We start from the raw sequence: 25,680 nt of genomic DNA, 5'->3' as shown, positions 1-25,680 counted from the left end.
CCCCTATGCCCCGCCGGCCGGAACCGGTTCGCGGGCCGGCTCCGGGACGGGTTCGGCCAGCCGGGCGCCGATACCGGCCAACCGGACCCCGAAGAAGCGGGCGGCGACGACCTCCGCGGGCGACAGCGAGCCGTCGTGCCGGGCGGTCACGGACAAGCCGTACGGGTTGCCGCCGATCTCCCGCAGCGACGGATCGGTGTAGCCGGTCGGGACGATCACGGCGCCCCAGTGGCACATCGTGTGGTAGAGCGCCAGCAGGGTCGCTTCCTGCCCACCATGCGGAGACGCGGCGCTGGTGAAGCCGGAGACCGCCTTGTCGGCGAGCTTGCCCCGCAGGGCCAGCGGCCCGGTCCGGTCCAGGAACTCCTTCAGCTCCGCAGCGAGGTTGCCGAACCGGGTCGGGGAACCGAACGCGATGGCGTCCGCCCACTCCAGGTCGGCCATGCTCGCCGGTTCCGGAGCCAGGCCACCGCCACCACCACCCTGGTCCGGGCTGGCCACAGTCCGAAGCCGCACTTCGGCGCCGTGAGCCGCCGCGCCTTCGGCTATGTGCCGCGCCAGCATCGCGATCGTGCCACTTCGACTGAAGTAGATGACCGCTAATCTGCTCTCAGACACCTGTCCTCCTCACACGCTTCGCCGACCCCACTGACAAAACCGGCAAACCGGTCATTGGGTCGGATTTAGCGTATGTGGCGTCTGAAACCTTTGCTGATTTTCCGGTGACTTGATCCCGCTACCGGCCGAACATGCTAGGCGGCAACTCGCGGCCGATCAGGCTGGGTCGAACTCCGCCCACACCTGAGCGGTCAGCTCACGGCAGACTCGGACGAGTTCGTCCCGATCGGTGAACCCGGCCAGCACCAGCCCGGCCACGTCGACCTCGTACTGCTCGGTCAGCACATCGCCCGGCTCGGCCGCCGCGACCGTGGCCAGCACATCCGGATGGTCTGCCAACTCGGCCAACCCATGCACCGCCCGGACCCGGCCACTGCCCTGCGCGAACACGTTCACCGCGGCGACCGGAGCCAGGGTCCGCGGAGCCGCCACCGGACGGTCGGCCCCGCAGTGCACCGCCAACAACTCCGCGGCCGGGTCGATGCCGGTAGTGAGGCGATTCAGGAACGCCGGGCCCATCCCGCCGGGCCGCCCCGCGTTCACCTCCACCACCGTAGGCCCCAGCCACTGGTCGTCAATCACCTCGACGTGCGCCATGGTGTTGGCCACCCCCAGCGCAGTCACCGCCGCCACCGCCGCGGCGCAGATCAGCTGCTGCCGCGAACTGTCGAGCGCGAACGGCGGCGCGCAGAACCCGAGTTCGAAGAAGTGGTCGTCCATCAGGAACTTGTCGACCAACGGGTACTCGATGACCTCGCCGTCCCGGACGACCAGGTCCAGGCAGAACTCCCGACCCACCAGCGCCCGCTCGACCAGCAGCACCCGACCCGGGTCCAGCGGATCACCACCGGCGGTGGGCAGCGGCCGCTGGTAGAGATGCGCCAGCGGCCCGCTCGCCAACCCGGCGGTCACCTCGTCGTACGCCGCGGCGAGGCCGGCCACATCCCAGACTCGCCGGACCAGATGACTGCCGGTGCCGTTGAGCGGCTTGACCACCGCCGGCAGACCCACCGCCGCCGCGACCGCGGCAGCCTCATCGGCGGCGGCGAACAGTTGGAACGCCGGACCCGGCAGACCGGCGGCCCGAAGCCGGCGACGAACCTCGGCCTTGTTTCGGGAGCGGATGATCGGCGCCGCCGGGGTCCGACCCAGCCCCACCGCCTCCGCCGCCTGCGCGGCCACCGCCACACAGCCATCGGTGATCGACAAGACTGCTCGGGGTCGCCGGCCCGCAGCAAGCCTGGTAACCGCCGCCGTCACCGGTTCGGGGTCGGTCGGGTCGGCCACGATGACCACCTCGTCGGCGGCGCTGGCCAGGCGATCACCGGCCACCGGATCGGGACCGGACACCACCGCCACCCGGTCACCAAGCGCGTGGACCACCGCCGACATGTGCTCCACCCAGTTGGTGCCGACATCGCGTACCAGCACCACCAGCTCGCCACCGCCACCGGTGGGCGGTTGAGGTCGGACCACCGTGCCTCCTTCGGTGCAGTGTGGAGATATCGTCGCCTGGACAGCTGGTGGTCTCAGCTCCGCAGGCGCCATACTATTACGCCGAGAACCCCGAACCTACGGCGATGTAAGGGTGTGCGATGCAGGACGAAGAGGACACCAACACCTACGCGGTGGTCGTCAACGACGAGGAGCAATACTCCATCTGGCTCGACGACCAGCCACTTCCGGACGGTTGGCGGCGCGAAGGAGTCGTCGGCGGCAAGGCCGAGTGCCTGGCCCACATCGAACAGGTCTGGACCGACCTCCGGCCGTTGTCGTTGCGCCGCTGGATGGATGAGCAGCAGTCAACCGCGGAGCGCGGTGATCAGGTGGTCCGTGGGTGACTTCTGGAACGTGTGGCGATCGAGGTCGGTGAAGCCGGCCTCGGTCAACCACTCGGCCAACTCGGCGTAGCCATAGACCTGCCCGCCCTGCCCGTGGAAGAGATTGAGGCTGAAGGTCCGCACGAACGCCTCACCCACCACCCCACCACCGGCCGCGAGGTCGGACAGTGGCTCCAACACCAACACCCGGCCCCCCGGCCGCAGCGCCGCGGCTACCGCGGCGAGCAGTTGCCGCACTTCTGCCGGCGGCATCCCGTGCACAATGTTGAAGAGCAACGCCACGTCGAACTCTGCCGCGTCGAACGGGTCCGTCCGCAGATCCCCCTCGCGCATCGAGACCCGGCCGGTCAGCCCGGCGGCAGCGACCGCCTCAGAACCGACCGCCAACGCCCCCGGCAGGTCGAGCACGGTCGCCGACAGCTCCGGATAGCGCTGGCAGAAGCCCACGGCGTAGGTGGCGTGTCCACCCCCGATGTCCAGCAGCTTCGTCGCCCCTTCGGGCAGCGTCACCGCCGCCAGCACCTCCGGACACAGGAACCCGGCCAGCCGGGTCAGCATCGTCTGGAAGCGCCGCATCGTCGCGGGCCGTTGCTCCAGCCACTGGTAGAAATCGACCGCCGGCTTCCCGGTGCGCACCGAATCCTCCAGCTCCGACCACAGCTCGAAGAGCACCGTCTGCCAGAACGAGAAGACCGTCGCATAGCTGCCGGGCGTGTCCAGCAACCACTTCTGCGCCTTCGCGGTGTTGACATATCCATCACCGGTGACCGTGAGGTAGCCGAAGCTCCGCAACGCCGTCAGCAGCAGCCCCAGCCCGCGGGGGTCGACCTGCAGCCGCTCCGCCAGCACCTCACCCGGCAGTGGGCCCTCGGCCAGAGCATCGAACACCCCTAGGCGTACCCCCGCGCCCGCCGCCCGATAGGAGGCGGTGTGCAGGAAGTCCAGGTGGGGTGCGGGAGCATCATCGGTCTCCAGGAACCGGCGGTACTCCTGCTCGGAGAGCGATAGTGGCATGGCTCGCGGCCTCCTTCATCGACTGCCGGTCCCGGCGCGCGGATCGCGCTGGGCTTCGGGCTCCCGCTCGGGCGCTGACTCCAGCTCGGGCTCCGGCTCCGGCTCCGGCGCAGCCGGCGGGGTCGCGGGCGCGGTGTGGTCGGCATCGGGGAGGTCCTCTTCCAACCGCCGCAACTTGCTCGACGCCGCACCGGCGATCGCCAGCAGGATCAGCATCAAGCCGACCACCCAGAAGATCAGTGCGATGCCCCGCCCCGGCCCGGCACCGATCACCGACCCCACGCTGTCACCCAACGGCGCCCCGTCGGCCATCGCCGGCTCCGCCACCCGATCCGCCAGGGGGCCGGCCAGCACATACGCCAACGGCATCGCCGCCTGGCCCGCCATCCGGACCGCCGCGATCACCCGCCCCATCGCCTCGCCCTCGACCTTGGTCTGCACCAGGGCCATCGAGGTCCCCATCAACAACGGCAGGGTCACCAGGAACAACGGCGCCACCACCGCGATCAACCACGGCGAGGGGGCGACACCGTGCAGCGCCAGCACCACCCCGCCGATGGCGAGAATGATCAGAATCCCCCGCACCCGCCGTTTCGGCCCACCCCAGGTGCTCATCAGCACACTGCCGGCGAAGAACCCGGCGCCGCCGCAGAACATCAGGATGCCCAGCGTCACCTCGTTCGAAAACGAGAGGATCAGCGGCTGCACCAACACCCCGGCGATGGCGTAACAGAAGTTGAACCCGGTGAAGAGCAGCACCAGCGCCATCAGCCCGGAGCGGCTCCGCAGATAGGTCCAGCCATACCCCAGGTCGCTCAGGAACGAGCGGTTGGTGTCCGCACCCGGTGCGTTGGTCAGCTCCTTGCGCAACGGGACCAGCACCAGCACCAGGATCGCGAAGATACTGGCGGCGAGGTCGATCAGGATCACTCCACGCAGCCCGATCGTCGCCAACAACAGGCCCGCCACCAGCGGCGCCGCGATCCGGGCGGCCTGAGTGATCTGCAGCAGCCCGTTGGCCTTGCCGAGCTTCTCCTTCGGGACCAGCTGCGGCGTCACCGCGTAGAAGGCGGTCATGTGCAGGGCACCGAAGACGGCCGCGGCAGCCGCGGTCAGATAGACATGCCAGACCTGGATGATGTCGGTCCAGAGCAGCGCCGCGAGGACCGCGATGACGACGCCGCCCGCGGCGTTGCTGATCACCATCAGCATCCGCCGGTCGTACCGGTCGACGATGGCGCCGGCGAACGGCGCGACGATGACGCCCGGCAGCGTCGAGGCCATGAAGATGATGGCGAACTGGGTGGCCGAGCCGGTCGACTGGAAGACCCACACCCCGAGCACGAAGCCGGTCAGGCTGGAGCCGATCGCCGAGCAGAGCTGACCCGCCCAGATCATCTGGAACTTACGGACATTGCGCCTGGTATCGGCGGCGCTCGGCGCGGCATCCATAGTGTCCTCCTGGTTCGGGCTTCGCGAAGTATACAAGTGCTAACCAGAACCGGGCGGGGGCTCGCATCGCAGCGCAGCCAGGTCACCGCCGGTTGAAGTCCCACCGATAACGCCCTGATAATCGCGAACCGGCGCCACGACCTATGGTACCTACGAGATAACCACTGTGGAGCTGTGAGGTTACTGATGTCCGTTCCTGTGGAGGAGCCGGTGCTCGACCCGGCCGCGAAGGAGCGTCTCGACCTGGCCTGGCGCTGGCTACGCGACTTCCCCATCAACCCCCACCCCGATCTTGGGCGGTCCGGGCCAGTATGCCCCTATATGGGGCGGGCGTTGCAGCACCAGGTGGTGCAACTGTTCCCCTTCGACGCCACGCTCGGCGACGACGCGCTCGCCGGCTACGCCCGCGAGATGCGGACCCGGTTCGTGCAGCACTGCCAGGAGCACCCCGAGGACCGCAGCTACCTGGTGTACTTCATCATCCCCTACGGCCTGGCCGAGTCGGCCCTGAAAGCCCTGGTGGAGCGGGTCCACGCCCAGCTGCGGCCCGAGTTCGTCGCCGGCGGCATGCTCGCCGGCGACTTCTGGCCCGCACATGAGACGCCTGGCCTGCACAGCCCGACCTTCCGGCCGTTCGCCAGTCCGATGCCGATCCTGGGGATGCGCAACATGGTCCCCGGCGACCTGGCGTTCTTCGCCGCCCCGGAGACCCCAGCACAGGTACGGCTGACCTACCTCGGCTACTACCGTGAGTTCTTCGGCGACACCCTGTCGGAGTACTGGCAGCAGCAGCTCGTCGCAGCCGAACAGGCGGCCCAGGCTGCCCTGGCCTGACCCGAGACAGCCGATGCGGGCTTACGGAGCTGCGACGGTGACCCGCTCTCGTTCACCGTCACGGAGGTAGGAGATCTCGATCTCGTGTTCGGGTAGTGCTACCACGATGACGTGCGGCTCGGCGGCGAGCAGCGTGGCCTCCGCCGGCACTTCGACGTCCCGAAACTCCCGCTCCGGGGTGATCGCGATGCCGTGGTGATACATCAGGACCGCGAGTGGGCCTTCGTCAGTGTGGAAGCTGAACGTGACCGATTCGTAGCGAAGTAGCTCCTGCTCGACCCTCGAGAAAATCGGCGGACCGGATTCGGGACGCCACATCACCACGATCGCCCGCTGTTCCCGCCCGGAGCCATCGATGAGGATATCCTCCAGCGCACCGTCAAATCCTCCAGTGTTGATCTCGACCCCCGTGCCGACTGGCTGAGCTGGCACCCCGAGACCGCCACCACCAAGGCCGCCGCCACCGCGCAGACCATGCTCTGCCGCACCCAGCTCATGTCACACAACCATCACTCGACGAGACGACCCGAACAAGCACAATCGCAATCTGACAATCGCCCTCGGGTGCATTACGGAGCTTCAACACCGACCTGCTCCCGTTCACCGTCACGGGTGTAAGAGATCTCAACCTCGTGATCGGGTAGAGCCACCACGATGACGTGCGGCTCGGCGGCCAGCAGCGCGGCCTCCGCCGACACTTCGACGTCCCGAAACTCCCGCTCCGGCGTGACGTTTACCCCGCTAGGATACATCAGAACCGCGAGCGGGCCCTCGGTGGTCTCGAACACGAACGTCAGGGAACGGTGACGCGGCTCGTTCAGCTGCGCAGTAGACAGTACCGGCGGACCAGCCTCAGGGCGCCACATGATCACGATCGCCCGTTGGTCATACCCGGAGCCGTTGACGGGAATCTCCTCCAACGAGCCACGAAAATCCTCTGAGTTGATCTCGATTAGCTCGACCCAGCTCAACACCGCTGGAATCTCGGGTTCGAACAGCTCGTGCAGCGATCCCAACCATTCGCTCCTCGCAGCGGCGCAGGTATCTACTCCTGCTCCTTGTAGCCGAGCGACGTCGGTTATTTCTTCTGGCCCAAGACCCCGTGCGTAGAACAACGGATACAGCGGAGGCTCGACGTTGGTCCCCAGGTCGCCATAGACCAGTCGCTCGTCTCCGATCGCCGCGACCAACTCGACCAGCTCACACCGGCCCACCTCGACCTCTTCGCTCAAACCGTCAACTAGCTGAACCTCCGCGCCGTCGGCGGTCAGCCAATCAACCCGGGCTGACACCAGGTATCGAGGGCCGATCCCCTCCGAGCGGATCGGTACCAGCTCCGTGTCCTCGATAGAGTTCCCGATCCGGGTGCGAATATCGCGTGCCTCGGTAACCGCCATGTCACCCGGCTGGCCAGTCACCTCGACGATCCACCGGTCGTTGGACGTGCCTTCGGGAGCAAACGCCACGACCGCGAGGACCTGCCCGTCGATCTCTCCTAGCCAGGCGATCGAGGTGAGTGCCGAGCGAGTGTGGCGACCTACCCCGTCGGTGGTCTGCCATTGGTCCACAACCTGGCTCACCTCTGCGATCAGTTCCGCGTCCTCGGTCAGTGACCCCCGGGCTGGCCACTGCTCGTCGGGGTTGAGCTCCCCACGCAGATTGAGTAGCGGAACATCATCCCCCCCGCCATCAGGATTCTCGCCCTGACACCCCGCCATCAGCACCAACACCGTCGCGACCGCACAGACCACGGTCGGCCGCAGCCAGCTCATGTCACACAACCATCACTCGACGAGACGACCCGAACAAGCACAATCGCAATCTGACAATCGCCCTGGACTGCATCACGGAGCTTCAACACCGACCTGCTCCCGTTCACCGTCACGGGTGTAAGAGATCTCAACCTCGTGATCGGGTAGCGCCACCACGATGACGTGCGGCTCGGCGGCCAGCAGCATGGCCTCCGCCGGCACTTCGACGTCCCGAAACTCCCGCTCCGGGGTGATGCTTACCCCGCTGGGATACATTAGGACCGCGAGTGGGCCTTCGTCAGCGTGAAAGGCGAACGTCAGAGACTCAGGACGCAGCCAGTCCTGCTCGGCAGTGGACAGCACCGGCGGGCCCGATTCGGGCCGCCACATGATCACGATCGCCCGTTGATCCCGCCCGGAGCCATCGATAAGGATCTCCTCCAGCGTGCCCTCAAATCCTCCCGTGTTGATCTCCGCGAGCTCCCGCCAATACGTCACCGCGGGGATGTCGGGCGCGAAAAGTTGCCGCGCCGAACCCAGCCATTCAGTCTCGGACACGCTGGCGCAGGTGTCGACGTCTTGCAAACGTGCCACGTTGGAGATCCCGCTGCGTGGTAGGACGCGGGCGTAGAACAGTGGGTAGAGGGGTGCTTCGACGCCGGTGCCGAGGTCGCCGTAGATAAGGTCCTCGTTGCGGACCTCTGCCATCAGCTCGACCATTGTGCATTGCTCTACCTCCACCGGCCCGCTCAGTCCGTCGGTGACCGTCAGCTCGACGCCGTCGGCGGTGAGCCGGTCGATCCTGGTGGATGTCAGGTAGCGGGGTCCGATCGCGTCCGAGCGGATGGGCACCAGCTCCGTGTTCTCGATAGAGTTGCCGAACACAGTACGGATGTCGCGGGCCTCGGTGACGGTGAGGTTGCCAGGTTGGCCGGTTACCTCGAGCAGCCATTCGTTGGTGTGGTCATCCTCGGGTGCGAACACGACGACTGCGAGCACCTGCCCGTCGACCTCGCCCAGCCAGGCGATCGAGCTATAGACCCTACTGGGATAACGACCGACCCCGTCGGGCGTCTGCCACTGGTCCACCATCTTGATGACCTCGGCGACCAACTCCGAGTCGCCGGTCAGCGACCCGCGAGCGGGCCACGTGCTGTCGGGGTAGAGCTCCCCACGCAGGTGGAACAGCTCAACATCCCGTGCCGACTGGCTGAGCTGGCACCCCGAGACCGCCACCACCAAGGCCGCCGCCACCGCACAGACCGAGCTCTGCCGCACCCAGCTCATGTCACACAACCATCACTCGACGAGACGACCCGAACAAGCACAATCGCAATCTGACAATCGCCCTGGACTGCATCACGGAGCTTCAACACCGACCTGCTCCCGCTCACCGTCACGGGTGTACGAGACCTCGATCTCGTGATCGGGTAGCGCCACCACGATGACGTGCGGCTCGGCGGCCAGCAGCATGGCCTCCGCCGACACTTCGACGTCACGAAACTCCCGCTCCAGCGTGACATTTACACCGCTGGGATACATCAGAACCCCGATCGGGCCTTCATCGGTGTGAAAGCCGAATGTCAAAGACTCAGGACGCAGCCAGTCCTGCTCGGCAGTGGACAGCACCGGCGGACCCGATTCAGGCCGCCACATGATCACGATCGCCCGCTGATCCTGCCCAGAGCCATAGAGAGCAATATCCTCAACCGTACCGCGGAATTCCCCTGCGCCGATCTCCGCCAACTCTCCCCAACTCATCGCGGCTAGCATGTCGGGCGCGAACAGCTCCCGTACCGACCCCAGCCATCCGGTCTCGGCCGCACCGGCACAAGTGTCGACATCTTGCAGACGCGCCACGTCGGAAACACCGCTAGGTGGGATGACTTGGGCGAAGAAGAGCGGGTAAAAAGGAGCCTCAACACCGGCGCCGAGATCACCATAGACCAGATGGCCGCCGTCGACCTCAGCCACAAGTTCGACCATCCCACACCGGCCAACCTCCACCGGCTCACTCAACCCCTCGGCAACCGCAACCTCAACACCGTCAACGGTCAACCGGTTAATCCTCGCAGAAGTCAGATAACGCGGACCAAAGCCCGGCGAACGAATCGGCAGCACTTCAGCATCCTCAATCATATTCGTAACCCGGGTGCCAAAATCACGCCATTCGGTCACCACGAGATCACCAGGTTGCCCAGTTACCTCAAGCACCCACCGATCGGTACGGTCATCCGCAGGCGCGAACACCACCACCCCCAACACCTGACCATCGACCTCACCGAGCCAAGCAATCGAACTGTAAACCGGGCTAGGGTAACGACCGACCCCCTCGGGAGTCTGCCACTGGTCCACCACCTGGGTGACCTCCGCCACCAACTCCGCGTCACCGGTCAGCGACCCGCGAGCCGGCCACTGATGGTCCGGACGGATCTCCCCGCGCAGGTGGAACAGCTCTGCCTCGCCTGCCGACTCCGCCGGCTGGCTGGGCTGACACCCCGACACCGCCACCACCATCACCGCCAGTACCGCGCAGACCCATGGCGTCCCGTTCGTGAGTGCGCGAACCAGCGCAACCTGAGGATTGCCCGGGACCGCGTTACGGAGCTTCAACCCTGACCTGCTCTCGTTCGCCGTTACGGGTATACGAGATCTCGATCTCGTGGTCGGGCAGCGCCACGACAATCACTCCTGGTTCCGCAACCAGCAGGTCGGCTTCGGTCGGGATGTCCACCTCGGTGAACTCCCGCTCGGGTGTGACACTCACCCCGGTTTGATACGTCACTACACCGAGCCTCCCCTCCGGCGCGTCAATGGTGAAAATCATTGGATTGTCGACGGAGGAGGGAGTGAGCTGCGCCGTGGAGAACGCGGGCGCGTCACCCGACTCTGGCCGCCACATCACCACGATCGCACGCTCCCGGTTACCAGAGGCGATAAGCCTAAGGGCGGCCAACGTTCCCCCGAGCAGCCCGCTATCGATTCTTGCCACCTCCCGCCAACCCACCACCGCGGGAGTCTCTGGAGCCAGTACCTCGCGTGCCACGGTTAGCCAACCGCCCGACTCAGCCTCGGCGCAGGTATCGAATCCTTGCACCCTTGCCACATCGGTGATTTCCGGGCCTTCTGCTCCTCGGGCGAAGAACAGCGGATAGATCGGGGATGGGACGGCGGCTCCCCAGTCTCCATAGGCGATGGGTCTGCTGCCGCGGATGTCGAGCACTACCTCGACGAGTTCGCAGTCGGGCACCCGCACCGGCTCCGTAAGCCCATCATCGACAGCCGCCGTCACACCATCGACGTAAACCTCGTCAACGAATGCTGACACGAGATAGCGAGGGCCCACTCCAGCAGACCGGATCGGCAACACCTCGGTGTCTTCGATGAAGTTGGTCACCCCAGCCCGAAAGTTCCGGGCCTCGGTGACTTCTAGGTCCCCCGGCGCTCCGGTGATCTCCACGATCCAGGTATCGCTGTACTCATCCGCAGGGGCAAACGCAACCACACCCAACACCTGGCCAGCCACCTCACCCAGCCACACAATCGAACTGAAGACCGGGCTGGGGTGACGAGGAACCCCATCCGGAGTCTGCCAGGCGTCAGCCACCTCGGTGACCTCATCAACCAGGTCCTGGTCCCCGGTCAGTGACCCGCGGGCCGGCCACTGCTCATCCGGGCGGACCTCCCCACGCAGGTGGAACAGCTCTGCCTCGCCTGCCGACTCTGCCGGCTGACTAAGCTGACACCCCGACACCGTCAGAACCAGGGCCGCCGCCACCGCGCAGACGACGGTCTGCCGCAGCCAGCTCATGTCACAAAACCATCGCTAGGCGAGACGACCCGAACAAGCACAATCGCAATCTGACAATCTCCCTGGACTGCATCACGGAGCTTCAACACCGACCTGCTCTCGTTCACCGTCACGGGTGTACGAGACCTCAACCTCGTGGTCGGGTAGTGCCACCACGATGACGTCGGGCTCGGCGGCCAGCAGCGTGGCCTCCGCCGGCACTTCGACGTCCCGAAACTCCCGCTCCGGGGTGATGCTTACCCCGCTGGGATACATTAGGACCGCGAGTGGGCCTTCGTCAGCGTGAAAGGCGAACATGAGCGATTCGGGGCGTAGCCAGTCCTGCTCGGCGGTGGACAGGACCGGCGGACCGGATTCGGGCCGCCACATGATCACGATCGCCCGTTGATCCCGCCCGGAACCATAGACAGCAAACTCCTCAACCGTGCCGCGGAATTCCCCTGCGCCGATCTCCGCCAACTCTCCCCAGCTCATCGCGGCCGGAATGTCGGGCGCGAACAGCTCCCGTGCCGACCCCAGCCACTCGCCCTCGGCCGCGCCGGCGCAGGTGTCGATGCCTTGTAGCCGTGCCACATCGGAGACGCCGCTGGCAGGGACGCCTTGCGCATAAAACAGCGGGTAGCGGGGGGCTTCGACGTCGGTGCCGAGGTCGCCGTACACGAGATCCCGGTTGTCGACTTCTGCGACGAGTTCGACCGTTCCGCACCGGTCTACCTCCACCGGCTCACTCAACCCGTCGGTGACCACAAGTTCTACGCCGTCGGCGGTGAGTCGGTTGATCCTCGCGGAGGTCAGATAGCGCGGCCCAATGCCTGGCGATCGGATCGGTAGCACCTCGGAGTCCTCGATCATATTGGTGACCCGGGTGCGAAAGTCGCGCCACTCGGTCACCCTGAGATCTCCAGGTTGCCCAGTGATCTCAAGCACCCACCGGTTGGTGTGGTCATCCGCTGGCGCGAACACCACCACCCCCAACACCTGACCATCGACCTCACCGAGCCAAGCAATCGAGTTGTAAACCGGGCTAGGGTAACGACCGACCCCATCCGGAGTCTGCCACTCATCCGCCACCTGGGTGACCTCAGCGACCAGGTCGCCGTCGTCGGTCAGCGATCCGCGAGCCGGCCACTGGTGGTCCGGACGGATCTCCCCGCGCAGGTGGAACAGCTCTGCCTCACCTGCCGACTCCGCCGGCTGACTGGGCTGACACCCAGACACCGCCACCACCATCACCGCCAATACCGCGCAGACCCATGGCGTCCCGTTCGTGAGTGCACGAACCAGCGCAACCTGAGGATTGCCCGGGACCACATCACGGAGCTTCAACCCTGACCTGCTCTCGTTCGCCGTTACGGGTATACGAGATCTCGATCTCGTGGTCGGGCAGCGCCACGACAATCACTCCTGGTTCCGCAACCAGCAGGCCGGCTTCGTTTGGAACGCCAATATCCGAGAACTCGCGCTCAGGCGTTATGCTTCCCCGCACGTAGGTCACGACCCCGAGTGGCCCTTCCGGTGTGCTCAGGCTGAACACCATCGGGTTGCTAATCGGCGACGGCTCCAGATGTGCGCTGGAGAACGCGGGCGCCCCGCCGGACTCCGGCCGCCACATCACCACGACGGCCTGGTCGCGATTGCCCGACCCGAGGATCCCGATGTCGTCCACCGCGCCCGCCAGTGGACCGCTGTCGATCCTCGCAAGTTCTCCCCAGCCGATCACCGCTGGTGTCTCCGGGGCCAGCACCTCCCGGGCAGCGGCTAGCCAACCACCTGGCTTCGCCTCGATGCAGGTGTCCATGCCCTGTATCTTCGCAACGTCGGAGACTTCTGGAGGCTCTGCTCCTCGGGCGAAGAACAGTGGGTAAACCGGGTAGGGGACCGCGGCTCCCCAGTCACCATAAGCGATCAGTCTGCCCTGGCGGATGTCGAGCACTACCTCTACAAGTTCGCACTCGGGCACCCGCACCGGCTCCGTAAGCCCATCATCGACAGCCACAGTCACACCATCGACGTAAACCTCGTCAACGAATGCTGACACGAGATAGCGAGGGCCCACTCCAGCAGACCGGATCGGCAACACCTCGGTGTCTTCGATGAAGTTGGTCACCCCAGCCCGAAAGTTCCTGGCCTCGGTGACTTCCAGGTCCCCCGGCTCTCCGGTGATCTCCACGATCCAGGTATCGCTGTACTCATCCGCAGGGGCAAACGCAACCACACCCAACACCTGGCCAGCCACCTCACCCAGCCACACAATCGAACTGAAGACCGGGCTGGGGTGACGAGGAACCCCATCGGGGGTCTGCCAGGCGTCAGCTACCTCGGTGACCTCATCAACCAGGTCCTGGTCCCCGGTCAGTGACCCGCGGGCCGGCCACTGCTCATCCGGGCGGACCTCCCCACGCAGGTGGAACAGCTCTGCCTCGCCTGCCGACTCTGCCGGCTGACTAAGCTGACACCCCGACACCGCCAGCACCAGGGCCGCCGCCACCGCACAGACCAAGCTCTGCCGTAGCCAGCTCATGTCACACAACCATCGCTAGTGTTCCGTAACTCTGTTTGCGTTACTTTGAGTTGTTCGCTACGAGTTGCTTGACGTTGGACTCGGCCCAGCGGACCTTGGCGAGGATCTGGCCGGCGGTGGCGGTCCATACGAACGGCTTGGCGTCGGTGTTCCAGTGCTCGACGTAGGCACGGATACGGGCGATCAGAGCGTTGACCGAGGCGAACGTGCCCCGCCGGATGGCCTGCCTGGTGATGAGCCCGAACCAGGCCTCGATCTGGTTGATCCAACTCGACCCGACCGGGGTGAAGTGCAGGGTGACGTTCGGGTTGCGCTCCAGCCATGCCTTCACCTCGGGGGTGGTGTGGGTGGACAGGTTGTCCAGCACGACGTGGATCTGCTTGCCAGCGTGCGGCTTGACCGCCTTGCGCAGGAACGCCAGAAACGCCTCGCCGGTGCGGCGCGGGTAGCAGCCGGCGGTCACCTGCCCCGTGCCGACATCGAGTGCGGCGAACAGGTTCGTGGTGCCGTGCCGGACGTAGTCGTGAGTGCGTTTCTCGGTCAGCCCGAAATCGATCGGCAGCATCGGCTGGGTACGGTCGAGCGCCTGGACCTGCGTCTTCTCATCGATCGACAAGACGACCGCTCCGGCCGGCGGGTCCAGATACAGCCCGACCACGTCGGCGACCTTCTCGGTGAACCGTGGATCCTTCGACAGCTTGAACGTGCCCTGCAGGTGCGGCTTGAGGTCATGCTCACGCCACAGCCGGGCCACGTAGTGCCAGGACACCGGCACACCCTCAGTCTGCCTGATGTAGCCGGCCATCTGACGACTCGACCAGTGCGACAGCCCGGTTTCGGGCGGCGGACTGGTACGGCTCAGCGCCAGGATCCGGGCACGCACCCGGGCCGGAACCTGATCCCTGGGTCCGCCCCGCTTCTGATCCTCCAGACCCGCCAGCCCTTCGGCCTCGTACCGACCCACCCAGCGATCCACAGTAGGCAACGACACGCCAGCCAACGCCGCCACGTCCTTGCGCCTTCTTCCCTCGGCCATCCACAACACGATCCGAGCCCGGGTCGCGACCGCTCCGGACACGTCCCGGCTGTTGATCACAGCCCGAAGCTCAGCTGTCTGTTCCTGCGTCAACCCCACCCCACCAGCATCGACCACCCACATCACAACCGAGTCAACGACACATCAAGATAACGCTAACAGGATCACGAGACACTAGGCTAGACGACCCGAACAAGCACAATCGCAATCTGACAATCGCGATGGACTGCATCACGGAGCTTCAACAGCGACCTGCTCTCGTTCACCGTCACGGGTGTAGGAGATCTCGATCTCGTGATCGGGTAGCGCCACCACGATGACGTGCGGCTCGGCAGCCAGCAGCGTGGCCTCCGCCGACACTTCGACGTCCCGAAACTCCCGCTCCGGCGTGACGTTTACCCCGCTAGGATACATCAGAACCGCGAGCGGGCCTTCATCGGTGTGAAAGGCGAACGTCAGAGACTCAGGACGCAGCCAGTCCCGCTCGGCGGTGGACAGCACCGGCGGGCCCGATTCGGGCCGCCACATGATCACAATCGCCCGCTGATCCTGTCCAGAGCCATCTACCGGAATCTCCTCAACCATGCCGTGAAACTCTCCCGCGTTAATCTCCACCAGGTCCCGCCAACTCATCACGGCAGGCATGTCGGGCGCGAACAGTTCCCGCAACGACCCCAGCCACTCGGTTGCTGCCGCGCCGGCACAAGTGTCGACATCTTGCAGGCGCGCCACGTCGGAGATCCCACTGGGTGGAGTGACGCGGGCGTAGAACAGCGGGTAGACGGGAGCCTCAACGCCGATACCGAGATCACCGTAGATCAAATGATCGTCATCGACCTCGGCCATAAGTTCGACCATCCCGCATCGGCCTACCTCCACCGGCTCGCTCAACCCGTCAGTGACCGCAACCTCAACACCGTCAACGGTCAACCGGTTAATCCTCGCAGAAGTCAGATAACGCGGACCAAAGCCCGGCGAACGAATCGGCAGCACCTCAGTGTCCTCGATCATATTGGTGACTCGGGTACGGAAATCACGCCATTCGGTCACCGCGAGGTCGCCAGGTTGCCCAGTTACCTCAAGCACCCACCGATTGGTGTGGTCGTCCTCAGGCGCGAACACCACCACCGCCAACACCTGCCCGTCGACCTCACCGAGCCAGGCGATCGAGTTGTAAACCGGCCTGGGATAACGACCAACACCATCCGGAGTCTGCCACCGGTCCACCACCTGAGTAACCTCCGCCACCAACTCCGCATCACCGGTCAACGACCCACGAGCCGGCCACTGATGGTCCGGACGGATCTCACCACGAAGATGAAACAACTCAGCCGCCCCCTCCGACCCGCCGAGCTGACACCCCGACACCGCCACCACCATCGCCGCCGCAACCAAGCAAACCCCTGCCCGATGCTGCCAGCCCATGCCCCACCTCACCTGTTCGCCTCTACAATTCCATTCCGATACAGCTCATCCGGATCGGTGAAGGGAGACTGCCGGCGCAGCTCGTCGTGGTAGTCGTCACCGTAGAGTCTCCCCCTGGCGGTGTCGCCGTCACCCCAACCGGAATTGCGCGGCGGATCCGGCCGGACGCTCTCCCCGTGACTGTTTACCTCCCAAGCACCACTGTCGATCGTGTCTCGCTCCTCAGTGTAGGAGTTCATCTCAAATTGCTGACCGTTGCGGTCACTCCACTCACGGCGGGTAACGTTCTCGGCATCCGCGAAAGCGTCCCGTTCTTCGGCGGACACTTTGACTCCCTCGTCGGTCGGCTCGCCGATATCCTTCAGCGGCCGCAGTCTCCCCTCGTCGTCGTAGAGGAGATCGACGCGCGCCTGGGTACCGCCGGTTTGAAGGTCCAGATTCGGTTCGATGCCGGCCTTCTCATAGGCAGCGAGGAGGAAATAATTGCGCTCGAGGTCCTTCTCGAGGTCGCGGTCCTGCCTCATGACCAGGGCCTCGTAGTCGCGGTAGTCCCCACGGTCGTCAGGATCGAAGACCGTTTCGATCAACGACGACACCGCTGGGCTTGCGGCGGCGGTCACCACCGATGCCAGGCCACCGGAGTTGAGGGTGGCGGCGGTGCTGGCGCCGTCCCAGGCCATCTCCGCCGCCAATGCGTACCCGGCGTTGCGCCGGGTCTCGGTCTGCCACGCCGCCTCGTTCTCGGCCTGGTCGTGGGAGACCTGGTCCATGACGTAGGTGTACTCGGCCGCGTTGATCGCGCCGTCGAGCCGGCCGGCCACCGCCAGCGCTCGATCCACGTCCACGGCGTTGCCTCGCTGCAGCGCATCCACGAGCAGGTCCTCGGCGTACAGTGCCGATGCGGCGCGAAACCGGATCGACTCCTCGTCACTGGTCCCGGCGATGAACTGAAGGAAGTTCTGCCGCTCGTCGTGTTTAATCTGGATCCCAAGCCGTAGGTCGTCGTCCAGATTGTAAAGGTACTGGCCAACCTCTGTGTTCATGTTGTTGCTGAGATTGCGGCCAAATGTGTCCATCCAGCGGATGCCCATGTCGACGATAGCGGTCTGCATGTTGTCGGTGGTGCGGTCGAGGTAGAAGTCTCGGTCACCTCCGAGTTCCTTCATCAACGCCATGGCGGCCTTGGCTTGCTTCTCCATGCCGGCGCCGTCGCCTTCGAGGTCGCGCCCGGTGCCGGCGTCGATGATGTCCACCACGCCCCGGTCGTCATACCAGTTCATACCCAGCAGTATGCTGCGGGTCTCGTTCTCGTTATCGAGCAGCAGCTTCGCCGATGCGTCCTCATTCCGGGCCACTACCGACAGCATCCGACTGACCTCATCATCATGAGTGGCCAGCCTTGCATCCGCCCAGGCGCGTTCGATCGCGTCCCCGTCATTCACCAGGTAGATGTCCGGAGTCTCCAGAATATCCGTGATGTTGGCCGCGATCGTGTTCAGCTCCTGCTTGACCCGCAGCGCCGACTGACCGAGTTCGCTTGTGAACTTTTCGCCGCCCTCCACGGTCGAGGCCTCCAACAGGCTGACGAAGCCCTCATACTGCGCGAGCCCGTCGATGGTCAGATCCCACTCGGCTAGGTCCCGATGGAGATTGCCGTGCTCATCGAGCAGCCCGGAGGGCAGCCGGTGGGGTGGCTCACCGATCGAGCCCATCGGTGTGTTGACGAGATCCTGGATCGCCTGCGGCATATTGTCCAGGCCGCCCACCTCGTGCGACAGGTTCATAATGCCGTCGGCGATCGGGGACAGATACTGCTCCCGATAGGTCTCCAACAGGACATTGCCGGTGCCGTAGTCGATACCCGGATACATCCCCTGGCTGGCGGCGGTGACATACGCCGGCAGAGCAGCCAGGTTGTCCGCGCCGACCCCGTCATACCAGGCCTCCAAATAAGCCCGCTCCGCCGCCGTCATGCTCCCGGTCTCGGCGTAACCGGCGTTGATCCCGGCCAGCCGCTGACTGCCCGCCCCGATCTGATCCAGACCCGGCCGGCCCGGCGGCATCTCCATCCCCCGATCCACCTGCCAGGCGTCGTAGCGACCCAACGCCTGCGCCACCCGCTCCTGCCCCGGACTCAACGGGCCGGTGACCGCCAACACCACCTGCAACTGATCCGCCTCAGCCGGATGATTACGCAGCCACTCATCCAACTCCTGGTCGCTCATCGACTCCAGATCCGGCAACCGCCCACTATTCAGCAGATTCTCATACATCTGGTGAGCGTCGACCGAACCGAAATCGACCGTCGGAAACACCAGCGGGCTGGCCAACGGCAACGCCCCCGCCTCAAACAACGCCAACACCGACTCGGCATCATCCGGCCCAGCGTCCAACATCTGAGCAACCTGCCGGGCGGACTCATCCAGCGCTTCCTCCCACTGGGTCACCCGCTCCTGCTCCAGCTTCCGCCAATACGCCTGCCGCTCAACGGCCACCGCATCGCCGTGCTCCTCCAAAATCCGCGACTCCTCCACCGCACCGGCGGCGCCGCTGGTGTCCGGGGCCGGCACCCCGAACCGGTTGTCCACAGCCTCCCGCCAGCGACGATTCAGATCATCGATCCCACTGTTGTAGGTGTGGACCGCGTCACCGAAGTGCCGGATCGCCCCACCGGCGAACACCACCGACCCCAACCAGCCGCCAACCTGCCTCGCCACCGGCTGCTCGGCAGCCACCATCGGATGCTCCAACAACCCCGCCACACCCTGCTGAGCCCGCTGATGAGCACCGTGGACGTCATCACCGAGCCGCTCCACATCCCCGGCGTGACCGCCGACCACGTCGGCATGCTGCCACACCGTCTCGGGCGAGATTGGATAATGCTCGAACTCCCCCACCACGACCCGGCCCTCCCCCAGCCTCGTCACCATCGATTGCGGTACGTCTGTAGCCTTCCTATCACCAGCAGTCAACTGACGACGATGAAGGGTGACCTCGGTGCAGAACGATCACCTGACCAGCCACACCGAACAGGTCCACGCCGCCGGGCAGCAGGTCGCCAATCAGCACACCGACGCCGCGGGCCTGGCCAGCCGCTACCTGTCCCACCTGGCACTGGCCTCCGGCGGGCTCCACCACCAGCGGGTCACCGCCGCGGTCGCCCGCTACCGCGACCGCTGGCGGCCGGTGGTCAACGAGCTCTCCGACAATATCGAAGCCCTCGGTACCAACACCGGCTCCGCCGCGGTCACCGTCGCGGTCGCTGACGACGAGGGAACCGCGCTACTGAGCGACCAGACCACCGTCGCCCAGAATCAGACCAGCGTCCTATCCCGCAACCCCAACGCAGCCACCTACGTCTAAGCGACCCGGGCCCCCGGCCCGCCGCCCGGCGGCGGGCCGATCATGAGCTAGTTGACCGACACGCCCGGTGTGTCGGTCAACTAGCTCATGATCGGCGGGGCAGGCGGGGGCTCATGATCGGCGGGGCAGATCGACTTCCCGGATCAGGTCGAGTAGTTGCCCGAGGGTGTCCAGGCGGTCGGCTACCGTCTGACCGCGCAGGCTGGCCCGGAAGGTGGTCACGCCGGCGTCCCGGTAGCGGCGCAGCCGCTCGCGCACGTCCGTTGGGGAGCCCACCAGGTTGGTGGCGAGCACCAGCTCCAGCGGCACCCGCTCGATCGCCTCGTCGCGGTCACCGGCCAGCCACAGTCGCCGTACCTCTTGGACGTCGTCTGCCCACCCCTGGCGGCAGTAGGCCGCGTGGTAGAAGTTGTGGCGCGACGACCCCATGCCACCCAGCACAAACGCGGCGTGCAGCTTTAGCTCATAGGCGGCGAGTTCCACGTCGTCGGTGAACCAGACCTGTCCGCCGACCATGATGTCGACGTCGCGCAGGCTGCGTCCGGCCGCCTGCGCACCGGCCCGGATCGGGTCGAGAAACACCTGCGCGCTCTCCGGGAGGAAGGACGTGCCGATCCAGCCGTCGGCCAGTTCGCCGGTGAGGCGCAGGTTCCGTGGCCCCAACGCGGCCAGGTAGATCGGCAGCTCGGGGGTGGGTGGGGCGTCGCTGCTCAGCACCTTGCCCTCGCCGCTGCCGCCGTGTGCCGCGTCGAGCGGCAGCTGGTATAGCTGACCGTCGTAGCGCAGCGGCTCACCGGCGAAGACCCGCCGGCAGATCTCCACCACCTCCCGGGTACGCTGCACCGGCCGGTCGAACGGGACACCGTGCCAGCCCTCCATCACCTGCGGACCGCTGGTGCCCAGCCCGAGGATGAACCGCCCGCCAGACATCGAGTGCAGCGTCATCGCGGTCATCGCCAACAGTGCCGGGCTGCGGCTGCCGACCTGCAGCACGCTGCTCACCAGTTTGAGGGTGCTGGTCTTGGCCGCCAGGTACGCCAGCGGAGTCGCACCGTCGTGCGCCCAGGTTTCTGCCGTCCACAGTGAATCTGCTCCGAGCCGTTCGGCCTCCACCGCCAGCGTCGACAGGTCCGCCCAGTCGGTCACTTTGTGGCCGCCCGCGCTCACCGTTACTTTCACGCTTTGCTTCCTCCTCCGGTCTGGCTGGACGCTGGCGGTTCCACCGGCGCGGGTTCGCGAGGCCATCGTTCGAAGGCTCGGACCAACGGGGCGGTCAACGCGGTCGTGATCAGCGCCATCAGCACCAGTGTGGTCAGCCCCACCGAGTTGATCAATTGATACTCGAACCCGACTGAGATGACCACTAGCTCGGTCACTCCCCGACAGTTCATCAACGCCCCGACCTGCCAGGACTCGCGGGCGGAGAGCCCCGACAGCTGGGCCCCGCTGGCCGCTCCCAACAGCTTGCTGCCGACCGCCACCAGCAACACCGCGCCGAAGAACAGCCAGGCCCAACCGTCGGCACCCAACGCGCCAACGGTGGTGTCGAGGCCGATCCCGGCGAAGAACAGCGGCAACAGGATCATCACCGCGAAGCCTCGCAGATGATGGTTGACCTCAGCCACGGTCTGCGAGCCGCGGGGCACTACGAGTCCGAACAGGAACGCGCCGATCACCGGGTGCAGCCCCGCCAACTCTGCCAGGCCGGCGTAGGCCAGCGCGCCCGCGACCAGAAGTGGCAACAGGAGTCGGATTGCGCTCGGCGAGCGTTCCACCCGTGCCACCAGCATCCGTAGCCCGGGCCGCACCACCGCGACGGTGACCGCTAGTAGGCCGAGCGGCAGTAGGATGCTCGCCATCGCGCCACCGCCAGCGACGCCGAGCATGCCGAACATCACCGCCAGCACCGCCCAGGTGAGCCCGTCACCGGTGGCGGCGCAGGCGAGGGTCAGTGTCCCTAACGGGGTGTTCTCCTTGCGTAGATCGCCCAGCATCCGTGCCAGCACCGGCAACGCGGTGATCGACATCGCCAGACCGAAGAAGAGGATGTGTGCCGCGGGCGCGTGTGCGGCCCCGCCGATCAGGCCGTGCCCGGCCCACGCGAGCCCGGCCCCAGCCAGGAACGGTAGCCCCATGCCGCCGGCGACGATCAACGCTACCGAGCGACGGCGGGCGCGGATCTGACCGAGTTGCAGCTCACAGCCGAGCAGGAACATGAACATGACGACCCCGAGCTCGGCCGCCATCTGGATGCCGCTCACCACCTCCGGGGTGAACAGCCAACCACGGGCGGCCGGCAGCAGCAGACCGAAGGCGGACGGCCCGAGCAGCAGCCCACCGAGGATCTCCCCGACCACCCGGGGTTGGCGGAGGCGTACCAGCAGCGCGCCGGTGAGCTGGCAGGCCAGCACCACCACCGCCACCGCCAGCAGGAAGTGCGCCATCCGCGGTCAGCCGGCGTGGCCGGGCCAGCTGGCGAACTGCCGCAGCCCGTAGAGCAACGGGGTGTCGGGACGCTGCTGGATGTTTACCACCGCTCCGATCACCAGCGTGTGATCGCCGACCGGGACGAGCTGGCTCACCCGGCACTCGGCCAGTGCGAACGCCGCCTCGGTCAGCCACGGCGCCCCCACCACCGGCGACGGCTGCCAGGTCGCCCGACCGAACCGGTCCGGATCCCGGGAGGCGAACAGCTCGGCGGTGCCCTGCCCCTGCGCGTGCAGCAGATTCAGCGTGAACGAGCCGCGCTCGCGCAGGGCGTGCAGGGTTCCGCTCGCCACCTGCAGGCTCACCAGCAGCGTCGGCGGGTCGACCGTCACGCTACACAACGAGGTGCAGGTCATGCCGTGCGGCCGCTGCTGCTGATCCACCGCACAGACCACCGCCACCCCGCTGGGGAACCCGCTCATCAGCGTTCGGAACCCCAGCGTGGTGACCGGGTCGGCAGAGTCGACCGGGAGGACCTCACGGACCTCGGCGGGCGCCGCGACGGTGCCGGGTTGCCGGATGGCCATCGCGATCAGTTGATCGACGCGAGGTAGTCGTAACAGCTCGGCATCGTCGAGATGATCCGAGCCGCGTCTGCTTCGATCCGCGCGAACTCCTCCCGAGCCCCGGCGGGGTCAGCCAACGCCAGCGCCGGGCGCGGCGTCTGCGGCTCGTGGCCCAACCCCAGCAGCATCGTCACCCACGAGTACAGCTCGAAGCCGTGGTAATAGGGGTAGATGGTCTCCTCGTCCAGCAGCAGCGAGGAGGCGAGCGTGAGCTTCTCGGCCAGCCCGTCCGGGATCGGCCTTACCTTGGCCTCTTTCCAGTACGGGGTGTCGTCGCGCTGCGCCGCCCGGTAGTGCAGGACCAGGAACTCCTTGACCCCGTCGATGACATGGTTGACCCGATCGTTGTAGGCGTCGATCAGCGCCTGGTCGAACCGCTCGTCCGGGAAGTGCCGCACCAGCTGCTCCACCCCGTGCTGGATGAAGAAGATGCCGGTCGACTCCAATGGCTCCACGAACCCGCTGGAGAGTCCGATGGCGACACAGTTGTTGACCCAGGAGCGCTGGTTGCGGCCGATCCGCATCCGGATGTGGTTGGCCGACAGGTCGTCCTGCCCGGGCGCGGCGTACTGCCGCAGCGTCGCCTCGGCGTCCTCCGGGGTGCAGTACTGGTCGGAGTAGACGTAACCGGTGCCGTCGCGGCCGAAGAGCGGGATCGTCCAGATCCAGCCGGCGCCCATCGCGGTCGCGGTGGTGTACGGCTTCATCCCTTCCCGCTCCTGATCCTTCGGGACCCGCAGCGCCACTGCCCGGTTGTTCGGCAGCACATCCTGGAAGGATTCGAACTGCTCACCCAACGTCTGGTTGATGAGCAGCCCACGGAAACCGGTGCAGTCGATGAACAGGTCTCCGCGCAGCTCACCATGCTCTTTGGTGGTGACGTGGCTGATCCAGCCCCGCTCATCCTGCCCGATCTGCACCACATCGTCGGTCACATGCCGGACCCCGCGCTGCACGCCGTATCCGGTCAGGAACTCCGCCAGCTTGGCGGCGTCGAAGTGGTACGCGTACGGGAACTGGTCGCGCTGTTCGGCCAGGGTCGAGCGGCCGAGCGGGCCGTCCAGCTCGTTGGCGAACAGGCTGCCGCCGATGGCGCGCGGGGAGGCCTTCGCCTCGCAGAGCGCCGAGGTGACGTAGCACTGCCGGTCGAACGGCTGGCTCCGGTCACCGATCTGCAACCACCAGTCGGCCACGTTGAACCCGTCTACCACCCGCAACCGCTCGAACGGGTGGTAGAAGTGATGCCCGGGCCCACGCCAGTCCTGGAAGCGGATGCCGAGCTTGTAGCTGCCGCCGCAGTGCGGCATCCACTCCCGCTCATCCAGGCCGAGATAGTCGAAGAAGTGGCGGACGGTGCTGAACGTCGCCTCCCCGACTCCGATCGTGGACACCTGGGCCGACTCCACCAAGGTGACCGAAAGCCGGTCACCGAAGGTAGTCTTCAGGTATGTCGCGGTCATCCATCCGGCCGTGCCCCCGCCCACGATCACCACAGAACTGATCAATGTGTCCCTCCTCCGACTCGCTGTCCACGTTAGTCGGCAGGGTTTTCAACCCGTTATCGAGTTGATTTTCGCGGTGAATGCGGCCCCGGTGACTAGTCGCGATCCGCGACGAGCCGGATCGAGCCAGCGAGCTCGTGGTAGGTCTTGACCAGGTCTTCCCGGTCGACGAAGCCGGCCAGCACCGCGGTCGCCACGATCACCTCATGTTCGTCGGTCAACAGGTCCCCCGGCTCCAGCGACGAGTTGACCGAGAGCACGTCAGGGTGGTTGGCCACCTGGTCAAGCCCTTCCACGGCCCGCAGCCGCCCGCGGCCGTGGGCGTAGAAGCACATCGACGCCAGCGGGACCGGCACCTGCTCCGGCAGCTCGCCACCGGGGGTGCCCCGGTGCACCGCGATCAGCTCGGCGACGGTGTTCACTCCCGCCGCCGAGTAGAGCGTCATCGGCCCGGGCCCGCCCGGTCGGCCCGGGTTGACCTCGACGATGGTGGGTCCGAGCACCGGATCGTCGATCACCTCGACGTGGGCGACCGTGTTGTCCAGGCCCAGCGCGGTTACGGCGGCGTCGACGCACTCCCGGATCGCCTGCTCCCGCTCCGGCGGCAGATCGAACGGTGGGCTGACGAAGCCGAGCTCGAAGAACCGCTCGTCCAGCAGGAACTTGTCGACCAGGCCGAGCTGGCTCACCTCACCGTCGCGGACCACCAGGTCGACACAGTATTCGCGCCCCTGCAGAGCCGCCTCGACCAGCACCGTGCGCAGCGGATCCACCCGCTCGCCGGCATCATCGGCCAGCGGCTGCCGGTACAGCTGGCCCAGCGGGCGGGCCGCCAGCCGCGCCACCGTGGTCTGATAAGCAGCCGCCAGCTCAGCCTCGCTGGCGACGGTGAAGACCAGGTGACTGCCGGTGCCGGTGACCGGCTTCGCAACCGCGGGCAGCCCCACCTGCGCTGCGACCGAAGCGACCTGCCCCTCGCCGGAGAGCAGCGCATATCCGGGCACCGAGGCGCCACACCGGCGCAACCGTTGCCGGGCAGCAAATTTGTTGCGGGTGAGGACGATCGGCTCGGCGGGCGTGCGGGTGAGCCCCGCCGCCGCGGCGGCCTGCGCCGCCAGCGAAACGCAGCTGTCGGAGGTGGCGAGCACCGCGCTGAGCCGCTGCCCGACGGCGAGTCGGTGTAGCGCCGCGGTCACTGCTGGCAGGTCGCCGAGGTCCGCCACCACCTCTACCTCATCGAAGCCCGCGGCCAGGCGCGCCTGCACGGCCGGGGTGTCCGGCCCGGTGACGAGCGCGACCCGGCAGCCGGCCTGCCGGACCACCTCGGCCATGCGGATCACCGCCACAGTGCTGATGTCGCGGATGAGCACCACCAGCTCGGGCGTGGTGACGCCAGAGCCGGCGGCGGGGGCAGCGTTTACGGACAGTCCAGACATCGCCACTCCATTGTGGTTTTCGT

Annotated in this window: 22 protein-coding genes; 3 read left to right on the top strand and 19 right to left on the bottom strand. The window is 66.4% G+C overall.

Going from position 1 to position 25,680, the window contains the following annotated elements:
* Positions 1-3: 3 nt before the first annotated feature.
* Both JQS43_RS08640 and JQS43_RS08635 read right to left on the bottom strand, forming a co-directional pair.
* Entirely contained in the window at positions 4-618 is a 615-nt protein-coding gene (locus JQS43_RS08640) for an NAD(P)H-dependent oxidoreductase (protein ID WP_239678540.1), read from the bottom strand.
* Between the two features lie 156 nt (positions 619-774).
* Positions 775-2,094 carry an ATP-grasp domain-containing protein gene (locus JQS43_RS08635; RefSeq protein ID WP_239678539.1) on the bottom strand — a complete coding sequence of 440 codons (1,320 nt, stop codon included), beginning with the start codon at positions 2,092-2,094 and terminating at the stop codon, positions 775-777.
* Between the two features lie 119 nt (positions 2,095-2,213).
* Here JQS43_RS08635 and JQS43_RS08630 point away from each other — a divergent pair, with 119 nt between their 5' ends.
* Positions 2,214-2,459, top strand: a complete 246-nt coding sequence (locus JQS43_RS08630) for an MbtH family protein (RefSeq protein WP_239678538.1) — start codon at positions 2,214-2,216, stop codon at positions 2,457-2,459.
* Here JQS43_RS08630 and JQS43_RS08625 read toward each other — a convergent pair.
* On the bottom strand, positions 2,421-3,473 hold the full coding sequence (locus JQS43_RS08625; RefSeq protein ID WP_239678537.1) for a methyltransferase: 1,053 nt from the start codon (positions 3,471-3,473) through the stop codon (positions 2,421-2,423). The two genes, JQS43_RS08630 and JQS43_RS08625, sit on opposite strands and share 39 nt — an antisense overlap.
* Before the next feature lie 15 nt (positions 3,474-3,488).
* Positions 3,489-4,925, bottom strand: a complete 1,437-nt coding sequence (locus tag JQS43_RS08620; RefSeq protein WP_239678536.1) for an MFS transporter — start codon at positions 4,923-4,925, stop codon at positions 3,489-3,491.
* Between the two features lie 186 nt (positions 4,926-5,111).
* On the opposite strand from JQS43_RS08620, the gene JQS43_RS08615 reads away from it, so the two are divergent.
* The gene (locus JQS43_RS08615) at positions 5,112-5,759 is read left to right on the top strand and encodes a DUF6875 domain-containing protein (protein WP_239678535.1); all 648 of its coding nucleotides are present in this window, start codon (positions 5,112-5,114) and stop codon (positions 5,757-5,759) included.
* Positions 5,760-5,780: 21 nt separating this feature from the next.
* On the opposite strand, the gene JQS43_RS08610 is transcribed toward JQS43_RS08615, so the two are convergent.
* The 10 genes from JQS43_RS08610 to JQS43_RS08565 form a co-directional block, all read right to left on the bottom strand.
* The gene (locus JQS43_RS08610; RefSeq protein ID WP_239678534.1) at positions 5,781-6,191 is read right to left on the bottom strand and encodes a hypothetical protein; all 411 of its coding nucleotides are present in this window, start codon (positions 6,189-6,191) and stop codon (positions 5,781-5,783) included.
* Positions 6,192-6,328: 137 nt separating this feature from the next.
* Positions 6,329-7,531, bottom strand: a complete 1,203-nt coding sequence (locus JQS43_RS08605; RefSeq protein WP_239678533.1) for a hypothetical protein — start codon at positions 7,529-7,531, stop codon at positions 6,329-6,331.
* A 72-nt stretch (positions 7,532-7,603) separates the two neighbouring features.
* Positions 7,604-8,797, bottom strand: a complete 1,194-nt coding sequence (locus JQS43_RS08600) for a hypothetical protein (RefSeq protein ID WP_239678532.1) — start codon at positions 8,795-8,797, stop codon at positions 7,604-7,606.
* A 72-nt stretch (positions 8,798-8,869) separates the two neighbouring features.
* Positions 8,870-10,123, bottom strand: a complete 1,254-nt coding sequence (locus JQS43_RS08595) for a hypothetical protein (protein WP_239678531.1) — start codon at positions 10,121-10,123, stop codon at positions 8,870-8,872.
* On the bottom strand, positions 10,110-11,051 hold the full coding sequence (locus JQS43_RS08590; RefSeq protein ID WP_239678530.1) for a hypothetical protein: 942 nt from the start codon (positions 11,049-11,051) through the stop codon (positions 10,110-10,112). The genes JQS43_RS08595 and JQS43_RS08590 overlap by 14 nt, the downstream gene beginning before the upstream one ends.
* A gap of 342 nt (positions 11,052-11,393) precedes the next feature.
* The gene (locus tag JQS43_RS08585; protein ID WP_239678529.1) at positions 11,394-12,539 is read right to left on the bottom strand and encodes a hypothetical protein; all 1,146 of its coding nucleotides are present in this window, start codon (positions 12,537-12,539) and stop codon (positions 11,394-11,396) included.
* A 94-nt stretch (positions 12,540-12,633) separates the two neighbouring features.
* Positions 12,634-13,842, bottom strand: coding sequence for a hypothetical protein (locus JQS43_RS08580; protein ID WP_239678528.1), 1,209 nt, complete (start codon positions 13,840-13,842; stop codon positions 12,634-12,636).
* Between the two features lie 40 nt (positions 13,843-13,882).
* On the bottom strand, positions 13,883-15,001 hold the full coding sequence (locus JQS43_RS08575; protein ID WP_239678527.1) for an IS630 family transposase: 1,119 nt from the start codon (positions 14,999-15,001) through the stop codon (positions 13,883-13,885).
* A 108-nt stretch (positions 15,002-15,109) separates the two neighbouring features.
* Entirely contained in the window at positions 15,110-16,108 is a 999-nt protein-coding gene (locus tag JQS43_RS08570) for a hypothetical protein (protein ID WP_239678526.1), read from the bottom strand.
* A 203-nt stretch (positions 16,109-16,311) separates the two neighbouring features.
* Positions 16,312-19,233 carry a TPR repeat domain-containing protein gene (locus JQS43_RS08565; protein ID WP_239678525.1) on the bottom strand — a complete coding sequence of 974 codons (2,922 nt, stop codon included), beginning with the start codon at positions 19,231-19,233 and terminating at the stop codon, positions 16,312-16,314.
* 67 nt (positions 19,234-19,300) lie between these two features.
* Here JQS43_RS08565 and JQS43_RS08560 point away from each other — a divergent pair, with 67 nt between their 5' ends.
* Positions 19,301-19,666 carry a hypothetical protein gene (locus JQS43_RS08560; RefSeq protein WP_239678524.1) on the top strand — a complete coding sequence of 122 codons (366 nt, stop codon included), beginning with the start codon at positions 19,301-19,303 and terminating at the stop codon, positions 19,664-19,666.
* A gap of 111 nt (positions 19,667-19,777) precedes the next feature.
* Here the strand turns inward: JQS43_RS08560 and JQS43_RS08555 are convergent, their stop codons facing one another.
* From JQS43_RS08555 to JQS43_RS08535, 5 genes are all read right to left on the bottom strand, one after another.
* Entirely contained in the window at positions 19,778-20,845 is a 1,068-nt protein-coding gene (locus JQS43_RS08555) for an LLM class F420-dependent oxidoreductase (RefSeq protein WP_239678523.1), read from the bottom strand.
* Positions 20,842-22,110, bottom strand: a complete 1,269-nt coding sequence (locus JQS43_RS08550) for a cation:proton antiporter (RefSeq protein ID WP_239678522.1) — start codon at positions 22,108-22,110, stop codon at positions 20,842-20,844. Before JQS43_RS08550 ends, JQS43_RS08555 begins: the two co-directional genes overlap by 4 nt.
* Positions 22,111-22,116: 6 nt before the next feature.
* Positions 22,117-22,680: a flavin reductase family protein gene (locus JQS43_RS08545; protein WP_239678521.1), complete on the bottom strand. Its 564-nt coding sequence runs from the start codon at positions 22,678-22,680 to the stop codon at positions 22,117-22,119.
* A gap of 5 nt (positions 22,681-22,685) precedes the next feature.
* Positions 22,686-24,203 carry a tryptophan halogenase family protein gene (locus JQS43_RS08540; protein ID WP_275581082.1) on the bottom strand — a complete coding sequence of 506 codons (1,518 nt, stop codon included), beginning with the start codon at positions 24,201-24,203 and terminating at the stop codon, positions 22,686-22,688.
* Positions 24,204-24,316: 113 nt separating this feature from the next.
* Positions 24,317-25,657 (bottom strand): ATP-grasp domain-containing protein, encoded by a 1,341-nt coding sequence (locus tag JQS43_RS08535; RefSeq protein ID WP_239678519.1) that lies wholly within the window; start codon positions 25,655-25,657, stop codon positions 24,317-24,319.
* Between the last annotated feature and the right edge of the window lie 23 nt (positions 25,658-25,680).

The sequence above is a fragment of the Natronosporangium hydrolyticum genome (genome assembly GCF_016925615.1).
GTDB lineage: Bacteria > Actinomycetota > Actinomycetes > Mycobacteriales > Micromonosporaceae > Natronosporangium > Natronosporangium hydrolyticum.
This window is presented reverse-complemented; position numbering and strand designations above follow the sequence as displayed.